At 43.7% G+C, this 12,377-nt stretch carries 13 protein-coding genes; 10 read left to right on the forward strand and 3 right to left on the reverse strand.

Features of this window, described 5'->3' with window-relative positions:
• The first annotated feature begins 65 nt into the window (after positions 1 to 65).
• Entirely contained in the window at positions 66 to 1,364 is a 1,299-nt protein-coding gene (locus FQV26_RS02695; protein ID WP_315898431.1) for an amidohydrolase, read from the forward strand.
• A gap of 70 nt (positions 1,365 to 1,434) precedes the next feature.
• On the opposite strand, the gene FQV26_RS02700 is transcribed toward FQV26_RS02695, so the two are convergent.
• On the reverse strand, positions 1,435 to 2,700 hold the full coding sequence (locus tag FQV26_RS02700) for a TRAP transporter large permease (RefSeq protein ID WP_146555833.1): 1,266 nt from the start codon (positions 2,698 to 2,700) through the stop codon (positions 1,435 to 1,437).
• A complete protein-coding gene (locus FQV26_RS02705) occupies positions 2,685 to 3,185 on the reverse strand; it encodes a TRAP transporter small permease (protein WP_146555834.1) in 501 nt (166 codons plus the stop codon). Before FQV26_RS02705 ends, FQV26_RS02700 begins: the two co-directional genes overlap by 16 nt.
• Positions 3,186 to 3,604: 419 nt before the next feature.
• Between FQV26_RS02705 and FQV26_RS02710 the strand changes: the two genes are divergently transcribed.
• On the forward strand, positions 3,605 to 4,636 hold the full coding sequence (locus FQV26_RS02710; protein ID WP_146555835.1) for a DctP family TRAP transporter solute-binding subunit: 1,032 nt from the start codon (positions 3,605 to 3,607) through the stop codon (positions 4,634 to 4,636).
• A 131-nt stretch (positions 4,637 to 4,767) separates the two neighbouring features.
• Positions 4,768 to 5,151, forward strand: coding sequence for a 4-carboxymuconolactone decarboxylase (gene pcaC, locus FQV26_RS02715; protein ID WP_146555836.1), 384 nt, complete (start codon positions 4,768 to 4,770; stop codon positions 5,149 to 5,151).
• An 11-nt stretch (positions 5,152 to 5,162) separates the two neighbouring features.
• On the opposite strand, the gene FQV26_RS02720 is transcribed toward pcaC, so the two are convergent.
• Positions 5,163 to 6,086 carry an AEC family transporter gene (locus tag FQV26_RS02720; protein WP_146555837.1) on the reverse strand — a complete coding sequence of 308 codons (924 nt, stop codon included), beginning with the start codon at positions 6,084 to 6,086 and terminating at the stop codon, positions 5,163 to 5,165.
• 110 nt (positions 6,087 to 6,196) lie between these two features.
• Between FQV26_RS02720 and FQV26_RS02725 the strand changes: the two genes are divergently transcribed.
• The 7 genes from FQV26_RS02725 (at position 6,197) to FQV26_RS02755 (ending at position 12,360) form a co-directional block, all read left to right on the forward strand.
• Positions 6,197 to 7,126, forward strand: coding sequence for a hydroxymethylglutaryl-CoA lyase (locus FQV26_RS02725; RefSeq protein ID WP_186759598.1), 930 nt, complete (start codon positions 6,197 to 6,199; stop codon positions 7,124 to 7,126).
• A gap of 135 nt (positions 7,127 to 7,261) precedes the next feature.
• Positions 7,262 to 8,056, forward strand: a complete 795-nt coding sequence (locus FQV26_RS02730) for an enoyl-CoA hydratase/isomerase family protein (protein WP_146555839.1) — start codon at positions 7,262 to 7,264, stop codon at positions 8,054 to 8,056.
• A 43-nt stretch (positions 8,057 to 8,099) separates the two neighbouring features.
• The gene (locus tag FQV26_RS02735; RefSeq protein WP_146555840.1) at positions 8,100 to 9,440 is read left to right on the forward strand and encodes an MmgE/PrpD family protein; all 1,341 of its coding nucleotides are present in this window, start codon (positions 8,100 to 8,102) and stop codon (positions 9,438 to 9,440) included.
• 62 nt (positions 9,441 to 9,502) lie between these two features.
• Positions 9,503 to 10,030 (forward strand): PaaI family thioesterase, encoded by a 528-nt coding sequence (locus FQV26_RS02740; protein ID WP_146555841.1) that lies wholly within the window; start codon positions 9,503 to 9,505, stop codon positions 10,028 to 10,030.
• Positions 10,027 to 10,872: a fumarate hydratase gene (locus tag FQV26_RS02745; RefSeq protein WP_146555842.1), complete on the forward strand. Its 846-nt coding sequence runs from the start codon at positions 10,027 to 10,029 to the stop codon at positions 10,870 to 10,872. Before FQV26_RS02740 ends, FQV26_RS02745 begins: the two co-directional genes overlap by 4 nt.
• Before the next feature lie 10 nt (positions 10,873 to 10,882).
• On the forward strand, positions 10,883 to 11,431 hold the full coding sequence (locus FQV26_RS02750) for a Fe-S-containing hydro-lyase (RefSeq protein ID WP_146555843.1): 549 nt from the start codon (positions 10,883 to 10,885) through the stop codon (positions 11,429 to 11,431).
• A gap of 38 nt (positions 11,432 to 11,469) precedes the next feature.
• The gene (locus FQV26_RS02755; protein WP_146555844.1) at positions 11,470 to 12,360 is read left to right on the forward strand and encodes an NAD(P)-dependent oxidoreductase; all 891 of its coding nucleotides are present in this window, start codon (positions 11,470 to 11,472) and stop codon (positions 12,358 to 12,360) included.
• The last annotated feature ends 17 nt before the right edge of the window (positions 12,361 to 12,377 follow it).

A 12,377-nucleotide genomic window follows, 5' to 3' on the forward strand; every position in this document is an offset into this window, starting at 1 on the left:
AAAGGGGCTGCATCCCCGCTGAGTGTCAAGGCGACAAAAACTGAGCATAAGGAGGAGGGCAACAAGTGGCAGAAAAACTAATTGATGAACAGCTGCAAGAAGAGATGGTCAACTGGCGCCGCGATTTGCATAAGCACGCAGAATCCGGATTTTTGGAAATGCGCACCGCATCTCTCGTTGCCAAAAAATTATTCGATCTGGGCTACCCGTTGAAAATGGCTGGAGAAGTCATGAAAGCCGATCAACGGATGGGCGTGCCAAGCCAGGAAATTCTCGATGAACATTATCGCTGGGCTGAGGTGAATGGAGGAGATCCGGAATGGCTGCCAAATTTCAAAGATGGCATGACCGGGATAGTTGCTGAACTGGACACTGGCAACCCAGGACCAGTCCTTGCTTACCGATTTGATATGGATGCACTGGATATTCAAGAGGAACTGGCTGATGGCCATATTCCATTCGATCAGGGCTTTCAATCGGTCAATCCAGACAAAATGCATGCCTGTGCGCATGATGGACACACTTCAATCGGGCTGGGTTTTGCCAAAACCTTGATGGACAATAAAGAACAGTTGGCAGGAACCATCAAATTGATTTTCCAGCCTGCGGAAGAAGGGACCCGTGGAGCCAAATCCTTGGTGACAGCTGGCGTCGTTGATGATGTCGATATCTTCATCGCCATGCATCTCGGAACCGGTGTACCCACCGGTGAGTTTGTAGCGGGCAATGCCGGATTTTTAGCCACAACAAAATTGGATGTGATTTTTAAAGGGGTAGCTTCGCATGCTGGCGGCAAGCCGGAGGAAGGGCGCAACGCATTGCTGGCTGCGTCTTCAGCAGTTCTGGGGTTGCATGGAATTCCACGCCACTCAGCTGGAGCTTCGCGGATCAACGTCGGGGTGCTGAATGCTGGTTCAGGACGCAACATCATTCCGGCCACTGCTCACATGAAGATTGAAACCCGTGGAGAAACATCCGAAATCAATGATTATATTCGTGCTCAGGCATTTGCTGTTCTTGAAGGAGCTGCAGCAATGTATGGGGTGGAAGTCACGACTGAGGTGGTTGGGGAAGCTAAAAGCAGCATTCCAAGCAAAGAATTGGTTGAAGCTTTGCATGAAATCGCCCAAACTTCGCCTTATCTGACTAAAACAATTGATTGGTCCACCGATGCAGCAGGATCTGAAGATGCGACCTATTACATGGAACATGTAAAAGCGCACGGAGGCCTGGCTACTTATTGCATCGTTGGGAGTGATCTGGCAGCTGGACATCATAACGAACGATTCGATTTTGATGAAGCCTCTATGCTGGCTGCTGTTGATGTGCTGTATCGCTCTGTATTAAAACTCAGCAAACCATAAGAAAAAGACGGCAGAAATTCTGCCGTCTTTTTCTTATGCACGCTAATATATTGGTAAGCCCTCAAGAGAATCAGGTTAGATACAAAGAAATTTGAGGGAAGATGATGATTAGGATCAAAACGATGATAAATATCATAAAGAATGGGACCACGCCTTTTATAACTCTTTCAACTTTTTCACCGGTTATTCCACTAACAACGAACAAATTGAGTCCGACAGGAGGTGTAATCATTCCCAATTCCATATTGACTACCATAATGATAGCAAAATGGATGACGTCGATTTCCAAGGCTCCAATGATAGGAAGTAGAATCGGTAAAGTGATCAAAATGATTGCAGTCGGTTCAAGGAACATGCCAAGAACAAAGAACAGCAAACTGACGATGATCAAGAACGTCCATTTATTGAATCCGCTGTCACTGACCCAGGCTGCAAAATCCTGTGGAACTTGTTCGGTCGTTAGGAACATACCGAAAACCAAGGCTGCTGCTATGATCAGGAAAATCATCGAAGTGGTATTGATGGATTCTTTGGTGATCTCGATGAATTGCGACCAGTTCATTTCTCTGTAAATAAATATAGATATGATAATCGCATACAAAGCGGCCACAAAGGATGCTTCTGTTGGTGTAACGATCCCTGTATAGATACTGCCTAAAATGAGAACTGGCATAATGAGTCCCCATGTTGCTTTTAGGGTAGGGCGCCAGCGTTCATTTAAAGGAACTTTAGGCAAGCCGCCATAATTTTTTCGGTGTGCTACAAATACCGCATAAATAATCAAAGCTAAGCCAAGCAATAACCCCGGTAAAATCCCCGCAGAAAACAATCTTCCGGTTGACTGTTCAGAAACGGATCCGTAAAGGATTAGCGGGATTGATGGAGGAATTAGAATACCCAATGTTCCAGCGGCAGCGACCAAGCCCATGGAATAGCTCTTTTCATAGCCAGCTTTGACCATCATCGGAATCATGATGGCTCCAATAGCAGCCGCTGTTGCGGGACTTGATCCTGAAATGGCTGCGAATATCATACAGGTGATGACCGTAACTACGGATAAACCGCCCTTTGTATGACCAACCCAGGAGCGAATACACTCAATCAAATATTTGGATATTCCTCCTTTAGCCATGACCAAACCAGCGAAGACAAATCCAGGGATCGCCATTAATGTGGTGCTGTTGATGCCTGTAAACATTCTTTGGATAACCGTATTCAAGGAAAAATCAACCATATAGAGACCGACGATGCTGGAAACTGCCAGGCTGATTGCAATTGGTACCCGTAAGAAAGCAAAGACAAAAAGCAATATAATTACAATTACAGCTGCTTCCATTCTGCATCTCCTCCGCCCGTAACATTTTCTTTCTTGAAGAAATACCGATAAGCTTTTTCACAAAACCGGATAAACAATAAGGTGCCAGCAATCGGCATAATCAAATAATTAATCCAGATCGGAAAGCCCACATCAATTGTTTTGATATTTTGGCTGTAGGCAGTGGTCACCATATCCATGCCGGTCCAAATGATAAACACACTGAAGGCTGCGCCAATCACCAATGTAACCACTTGAGAAAAATGCTGCATTTTAGGTCCGAACCTGTCATAGACTACATCGATTGCAATATGCTTATCTTCTTTCAAGGCTGATGAAAAGCCAATAAAGATGGCCCAGACTAAAAGCATGGTATAGATTTCTGTCGCCCAGCTTTGGGACGTGCCTACAATGTAACGCATAAATACGGAGTAGAGGCTGATGCCGATGCCAATCAGGAACAGAACAATTGAGAAAGCGCTTTCAATACGATTCAGAAATTTCATTTGAATCCTCCTTAAACGTTTTGTATTTTGGATACGAGAAGAATTAGTCAAATCATAATACAACTCTAATTTAATAACAAGTTAAATTTTTGAATTCACTGAAAACTTATATGAGTATTTAGTGTTAATATTAACCTTATATTAATAGGTATATAGGATAATATTTACTTATATAAATAAAAATATGATGAAATATATAGAAAACAGAAAATTAAAATTTTTCTTTACAATCTTTTTTTATTATGCTAGTTTTGTGATGAGTTGTATCCAAAATTCATCAAAAGGAGATCAGCTTAAAATTTTTTGTAGTTAGCGCAACACGGGCTGAGAGAAAGGCAGGTGCAGTTTGAGAAATGTAAGCCCTTACAAAAATGTTTTAAGTATGTACAGGTTCAAAAACCAATAAGGGGGTTCTTTAGATGAAAAAGTATATTTTGTCTACATCACTTTTAATGTCAGCACTTGTATTGGCTGCTTGTGGCAGTGATGAAGCAGCAAGCGGTGGGGAAAGCGGAGGTGACGGTGTTCAGGAAATGACGATCAAGTTCTCTCACGTTGTAGCTGAAAATACACCAAAACATCAAGGTGCACTTGCAATGAAGGAATATATTGAAACAGAGTCAGATGGAGCCATCGAAGTGGAAATCTATCCTAATAGTTCATTGTTCGGAGATCAGGATGAATATCAAAACTTGGTAGCGAATAATGTTCAATTTATCGCGCCGGATTTAACCAAATTTGTCGGTAACAATCCACAATTTAATGTGCCGGCTCTTCCCTTCATGTTCGACAACGATGAAGAAGCGATTGCCTTCTGGGATGGAGAAAAAGGCCAGGAAATCTTAGGAAGCCTTGAAAGCGATGGAGTTCTTGGTTTATCAATGTGGCCAAACGGCGGTAAACATATTACCAATAACGAGCGGCCAATCGATTCGCCGGATGACTTCCAAGGCTTGAAATTCCGTACACAAGGCGGACAAGTACTGGAAGCTATCTACTCTGCTATGGGGGCTGGATCTGAATCCATTCCGTTTGGAGAGCTTTACACCGCATTGGATCAAGGGGTGGTAGAGGGGCAGGAAAATACATTCAGCAATATCGAATCCAAGAAATTTGATGAAGTACAAGACTACATGACGATTATGAATCATACGCGCGTAGATTACGCTGTATTCACCAATACGGATTTTTGGGATAGCATGAATGATGCAACTAAAGAAATTGTGCAAGCCGGGCTAGATGAAGGAACAACTGTGGCACGCGAAGAAGCAATGAGTTTGAATGAAGAAGCCCTGAAGTTGATTCGTGAAAGAGGATTGGTTGAAATCATTGAACTGACACCTGAACAAATCGAAGAGTTCCGGACAGCGTTGGAACCGATTTACGATGAGTTTGAGGATCAAATCGGTGCAGATGTATACGAAGCGGCACGTGAAGCTGCTGGTCAATAATAGTTGAGAGAACTGAAAAAGTTGGCTGATTCCATAGCCAGCTTTTTCAGTTTAAGTTTTGTTCAAGAAAAGAGCGTTGCTGGAGAACTAGCCGCCTGAAGCGGCAATACATTACAGACAGGAGAATGGAAATGAATAAAGAGAAATTCGAACAGGGACTTGAAATACGCAGAAGTGTATTAGGTGCAGAATACGTGGATAAGTCGATTCAAAATGCGACTGATTTTAATATGCCTATGCAGGAATTGGTAACCGAGTATTGCTGGGGAGAGATATGGGCTCGTCCAGGGTTGTCGAAAAAGACACGCAGCATGCTGAATCTGGCAATGATTACCGCATTAAACCGACCGCATGAATTAAAGCTGCATGTCCGGGGAGCCGTCAATAATGGCTTAACAAGAGACGAAATTCAGGAAGTCTTTCTGCAAACAGCCATTTATTGCGGTGTACCGGCGGCGATTGACAGCTTTAGGACAGCTAAAGAAGTATTTGATGAAATGGACAAAGAACAATAGTCCACATTTCCTCAGACGAATAGAATTCGTGATAGGAAAATCACAATCGTTACAGATAATGCACTGAAAATAGTCGATGCAAGAACAGCTTGAGCAGCAAATGCGGTTTCATTGTCGTATTCCTGTGCGATGATGGCACTGTTTACAGAACTTGGAACGGCAGAAGCGATAAACATTGCTTGAGCAGTTATGGCATCAACGTTGAGGAACTGAATGATGATAAAAGCCAGAAGCGGGCTGATGATGAGCCTTACACCGACACTCAAATAGACGGTCAGCATGTTTTTAGTGAAATTCAATTGAACGACCTGCGCTCCCAAAGTCAAAAGTGCTAATGCAATCAGTGCATCTGCAATATAAGAGCCAGGAGTGTAGAGAAACTGCGGGAGAGTAAGGTCAAACGCATTCAGCATCAGACCGAAAAACATGGCATAGAGCACCGGCATTTTAAAGTAAGGGACAGCAGCTTTGATTTTTGACTTGTCCAATCGCTGCAAGCTGATAATGCCATAGGAATAGACCAACAGGTTTTGAAACGTAAGAACCAATACCTGTACCGCCATAGCAATTGGATCTTGTCGGAAGGCCAAATCATTTACAGAAATTCCATAGTTGCCAGAGTTGTAGAAAAGAGAGCTATGGGAAAAAGCGATGCTCAGTCCTTTACTGAAGCCAAGGAATTTACTGATTATTTTGGATACAAAATACAATAATAAAGACAAAAAAATAAAAAACACCAATACTTTGAAAAACATTTCCCACGCCAAATCAGTTTCGTAAAGACGTATGAAAATCAATCCGGGAACCAAATAATAGATATTGATTTTTGCCAATGTGTGTAAATCAAATTGAAATTTCAAATGCAAAAATGCGCCAAGTCCAATCAAAATGAGTATAGGCACAATAATGTTTAAGAAAATATTAAAAATCTCCATGAAGGCACTTCCTTTCATTTCTTAAGAAAATTGAACAGTAGATGGTTTCTGTACAATATACACTATTGAGAAAATTATACCAATCAATTTTGGAACTGAGGAGAATCCACATGAACCTTCCTAAAAAGGTGAAAATAAACGAAGTGGTGCTAAGGGACGGGCTTCAGCTGGAAGACAAAGTGCTGTCAATCGATGAGAAAAAAATTTTATTTGATCAATTGGTGGAAGCGAAAGTTCAAACAGTGGAATTCGGATCTTTCGTCCACCCAAAATTGGTACCGCAAATGGCAAACAGCGGTGAGCTATTCGAGCTGATTTCAAAAAATGCTGACAGTATGAATTTGATTGCATTGATTCCAAATTTAAAGGGAGCAATGAATGCGCAGGACAAAGGCGTAAAAAAGGTGAATTTTGTTTTTTCGGCAAGCGATACACATAATCTGCAGAATGTCCAAAAAAGTACAGAAGAGTCGTTAGAAGAACTGAAGGAAATTCTACACTACTGCAATGAGCATACTATGGGCTTGAGTGTATCGATTGCGACGACTTTCGGCTGTCCTTTTGAAGGCGAAGTGAAGAAAGAAAGAATCCACTGGATTCTTGATCAACTGGCGCCATTGGGAATAGAAACAATTACGCTCGCTGACACTACTGGCATGGCAAATCCACAGCAGGTTTACGATCTGGTATCGGAGCTGGCAAGCAAGTTTCCAAAACAGCAATTCAACCTTCATTTCCATAACACAAGAGGCATGGGCCTTGCGAACATGATAGGGGCAATGCACGCAGGCATCACGAGTTTTGATGCTTCTTTAGGGGGTCTTGGCGGCTGTCCATTTGCTCCTGGAGCGACAGGCAATATCTGTACAGAAGATGCAGTCCATATGCTGCACAGTATGGGGATTAAAACTGGTTTGTCCCTGGATAGGTTGATAAATGCTTCACAGATGCTTCAGCAACTTGTCGGCCATGCAACACCAAGCTATGTCCTAAAGGCAGGGCCATATGACCGGAAGTATCCGGTTCCTGAAAAGAAATAGAAAGCTGAAATAAGTAGGGATTTTAATTTTGATCGTCTCAAAATTGTTTAGCTCTCTTATTGAAGCCATGCCCAAGTAGGGTGGAAAAAGGAAGTTTTTTAGTGCAACACAGACAGAAACTTGGAGGAGGCTATTATGACCAATTGGGAAACCTTAATTTTAAATGAAGAACATAGCGATGAGAATGTTTATATGATCGAATTGAACAGACCTGAAGCAATGAATTCACTGAATACAAAAATGGGTTTAGAGTTGATTGACTGCCTGAATCTATTGGAACAGCAGAAAAACCTGCGAGTCCTGGTGTTTACCGCTAAAGGGGATAAAAGCTTTTGTGCAGGAGCGGATTTAAAAGAGCGGAAAGGCATGTCTAATGAACAGTGGAAGCAGCAGCACGATATCTTTGAAGATGCCTATGAACTGCTGCGAAACTTCAAGTTTCCGGTAATTGCTGCAGTTAACGGCTTTGCTCTTGGCGGCGGTATGGAAATGCTGTTGAGCTGCGATCTGCGCTACGCTGCAGAACACGCCAAAATGGGATTACCTGAAGTGAAGCTGGGAATCATTCCAGGTGTCGGGGGGACTCAATTATTGCCGCGCGCCATTCCAGTCGGTTTGGCAAAAGAAATGCTTTTTAGAGGAAATCAAGTCGACGCGCAAAAAGCGTTGGAAGTTGGAATTCTAAATGGCGTTTTTTCAAAAGAAGATTTGTTGCCGAAGACCGTGGAGATTGCCAAAGAAATTGCGCGAAACGCGCCATTGTCCCTGCAAGCCATTAAAAAATCAATCCAAACCGGGCTTCACACAGATATCAACACCGCTTTGTCAATAGAACTGGATCAATACTATAAATGCGCAAATTCGGAAGATCGATTGGAAGGTGTTTTGGCTTTCAATGAAAAACGCAAACCAGAATGGCAAGGTAAATGAACAAAATAAGGCGTTTAATGCTTAACGGAAGGAGATGCCCCGAATGGAGCTAAGCAGACAATTGGCAAAATACACTTTAGCGCTCACATATGATGAATTGCCGGAAGAAGTCATATCATTTACGAAATTGTGCATTCTCGACTATTTTGGATCCGCGATTGCGGGGTCTGACAAAGTACCGGTTCAAATGGTCAGCGATTTGGTTAATGAAATGGGTGGGCTTGAACAGGCGAAGCTTTTTACTGGAGGGAAATCGAGCGTTTTAAATGCGGCTTTAGTGAACGGTGCAGCAAGCCATGTCATGGAGTTAGATGATATCCATAAAGGATCGATCATCCATGCGGCCACTGTTGTCATTCCAGCCGCGTTGGCTATTGCGGAATGGAAACAATTGAGCGGAAAAGAACTGATTACTGCCGTGGTGGCAGGATACGAAGTCTGCTTCAGAATCGGCGAAGCGGTTTCGCCCTCCCATTATTATTATTGGCATAATACGGCTACCTGTGGGACTTTCGGAGCCGCTACTGCTGCCGGTAAACTGCTTGGCTTAACGGAAGACCAATTGGCCAATGCCTTGGGAAACGCAGGGTCTCAAGCGGCTGGCTTATGGGAATTTATTGTAGACGGGGCCATGACGAAACAACTGCACACGGGTAAAGCTGCAATGAATGGCACATTGGCCGCCTTGTTGGCACAAAAAGGCTTTACCGGCCCCCAAAAAATCCTTGAAGGCGATCGCGGCTTCTTTAAAGCCATGAGCGAAGAGTATGATGCTTCAAAAATAACGAAAAACCTCGGTAAAGAATTCAAAGTCTTGGAGAACTCCTTTAAAATCCACGCCTCTTGTCGGCATACTCATCATGCCGTTGATTTATTGATTGACGTTTTCAAAGACCAGCATCCTTCACTGGAGGAAATCGAATCTGTGGATGTAGATTCTTATCAGGTAGCACTAAATATCACAGACAACGACGATCCTCAAACAGAATATGCGGCTAAGTTCAGTCTTCAATTTTGTTCGGCATTGGCTCTGCTGAATGGCCGTGCGGGCTTAGAAGATTTTAATCAAGATAAGCTTTGGGATGAAGACATCCGTAGACTCACCAAAAAAGTAAATGTCCATACGGATCCTGTAATTGATGCCAGTTACCCACGCCAATGGGGAGCAGCGGTCAAGGTCTTATTGAAAAATGGCGAAGAAATCAGTAAGCAGACAGATTTTCCGAAAGGAGATCCGGAAAATGCGGTGACTTCAGAGGATTTGCTTGAGAAATTCATGGGTATGGCCAGCCGTTTGCCGACTGAACAGCGTCAGCTTTTAGCAGAGGCTTTGATGAATCTGGAAGCCACAGTGAACATTGGTGAACTGATGGATACATTATAAGCAGCGCTAAAGTTGAGGGGACGAACAGATGCAACGGCAATTCATGTAAAGAGGGCGTTTTTATGGAACAGAACACGGAGAAAAAAGTGACAGTCGAGAGCTTGCAGAAACAAATGGAAACCTTGAATGAACAAGAACTAGAGCAAACAGCTTATTTGTTAACGCTTTTGCAAGAACCACCGGCTCATTCAACTGGCAATGCGGTGCCGATGCATTTTCTTGGACGATTTTTGGGCATGGTACAAAACCGAGATGGAACGACTGAAATGGCATTGGGTTTTCAGAATGAAAATACTTATGGGGTGGCACAGGGCGGCTCTATTTACACTTTGGCCGATGTCGCCATCGGTTTCAGCATCCTGCAAAATTTATCGGAAGGAGAAAAAGTTTTCACTTTGGAGTTGAAAGTGAATTTTATTGAGAAAGGCCAAGGTTCACGTTTGATTGCAACTCCTTTAATTCTTAGGCAAGGCAGAACTACAGTCGTGTCTGAATGCGCCATTCATGATGATTCCGGGAAATTAGTCGCAAAGGCGCTGGGCACCTTTTATATCAGTGGAGCACCAAAAAGGAAGGAGGGAGACAAATGAAAGAAATCACTTATGAAAAAATCGTGGAAGAAGTAAAGGCCATGTGCATGGAATCCAATTACAATCTCGGAGAAGACGTTTATTCGGCGTTTAAACAAGCATTGCAGACGGAGCGTTCGGAAACCGGCAAAGAAGTGTTGACGCAGCTGATCGATAACGCCGACATTGCTAAAGCCGAAAGGGTTCCCATGTGTCAGGATACCGGCACTGCAGTCTTTATGGTAGACGTGGGCCAGGACTGTCATATTGTTGGTGGAAGACTGGTGGATGCCATCAACGAAGGCGTAGAAAAAGGCTACGGAGAAGGCTATCTGCGGAATTCCATGGTCTACAATCCGATGAACCGGAAGAATACAGGAAACAATACGCCAGCCATAGTTCATATCGATTTGGTTGAAGGGGAAGAATTGACGCTGCATATGACTGCTAAAGGCGGCGGCGCAGAAAACATGAGCGCCTTGAAAATGCTGAAACCATCTGATGGGATGGAAGGAGTTAAGGCATACATTTTATCCATCGTTAGAGAAGCAGGACCGAATGCGTGTCCGCCGTTGGTCGTCGGAATTGGCATCGGCGGCAATTTTGAACGCTGTGCTTTTTTAGCGAAAAAATCTTTGTTCCGGCCATTGGGTGTACGGCATGAAGATCCTGCTGTTGCAGAGCTCGAACTGGAATTGATGGAGCAAATCAACCGGCTCGGAATCGGACCTCAAGGGATGGGAGGCAGTACGACTGCACTAGATGTCAAAGTGGAATTGGAATCTTGCCATATTGCGGCTTTGCCGGTGGCTGTCAATTTGAACTGCCACGCGAGCCGCCACCAAACGATCGTGTTGAAGTGAGGGGAATAGGATGCAGAAGAAAATCAATCTGCCTTTAAGCGAAGCAGACATTCAATCATTGAAAGCTGGAGACCGGGTTTTGTTGTCAGGTGTTGTTTACACAGCAAGGGATGCAGCTCATAAACGTATGGTGGAGCAGGAGAAAGAAGGCACGCCGCTGCCTGTTGAACTAGCTGGCCAAGTGTTATATTACACCGGACCTACTCCAGCGAAGCCTGGAGAAGTGATCGGTTCTGCCGGTCCTACGACGAGCGGAAGAATGGACTTGTATACGCCGGCGTTACTCGAAAAAGGCTTGAAAGGAATGGTTGGCAAAGGTTATCGGAGCCAAGAAGTCATTGATTCAATGTTGAAACATAAAGCCGTCTATTTTGGCGCTGTCGGAGGAGCTGCCGCATTGATTGCCCGTTCAATTAAAAAAGCGGAAATAGTTGCCTATGAAGATTTGGGAACAGAAGCCATTCGTAAATTGACCATTGAAGATTTTCCGGTATTTGTCATCAATGATATCCATGGCGGTGATATCTACAAAGATGGCGTCGCAAAATACAAGCAATAAAGAATGAGTGATAAGACACCCAAAAGGGGGCAGAACAGATGAAAGCAGGAATTATCGGTTTAGGAAATATGGGCGGCCGTATGGTGAAAAGGTTGCTGGAGCAAGGTGTGGAAGTTGGTGTTTTCGATCTCAATAAAGATTTTGTACGGAAATTTGTGGAGATGGGCGCAGAAGAGGCAACAAGCCCTGCTGATTTAGCACGGAAATATTCATACGTTCTCACGGTCTTGCCGAATGTCTTTATAGTTAAAGAAACACTGACGAGTCCGAAAGGTTTGATGGAGGGTATGAATTCCGACAGTTTGCTGATCGAAATGACAACATCGATTCCTTCTGTAACAAAAGAACTCAGTGCATTGCTGAAAGAGAAAGGCCTGAAGATGATTGATGCACCAGTGAGTGGAGGGGTCAAAAAAGCAGAAGAAGGTACTTTATCCATTATGGTAGGAGGAGAGGAAGCTGATTTTAATAGAGCTAAACCGCTGCTGGACTGCATGGGAGCCAATGTTTTTCATGTCGGAGAAGCAGGAGCGGGCCACACGATCAAGGCATTGAATAACATGATTTCTGCAACTACACTGGCTGCGACGGGAGAAGCGATGGCTCTTGGAGTTAAGTTGGGCCTTGACCCCGAGAAAATGCTAAATGTCATTAATGCGAGTACAGGCAGAAGTTTTTCCAGTGATTTCAAATTCCCAAATCAAGTGCTGACCAGAAAGTTCGAAGTCGGCTTTACCTTGGACTTAATGGTCAAAGATTTAAAAATCGCGATGGCGATGGCAGAAGAAGAAAAGGTGCCAATGTTTATTTCCAGCGCTTCCTTCCAGCTCTGGAAGCATGCCTGGTCTCAAGGAGGAGGCGACCAGGATCATACGGCGATTATAAAATATATTGAAGAGATGTTCGCTGTGGAAATTAAAGGGTCTTGATTCCCCAATACTCGAAG

The organism is Planococcus sp. CPCC 101016 (assembly GCF_007859295.1).
Lineage (GTDB): Bacteria > Bacillota > Bacilli > Bacillales_A > Planococcaceae > Planococcus.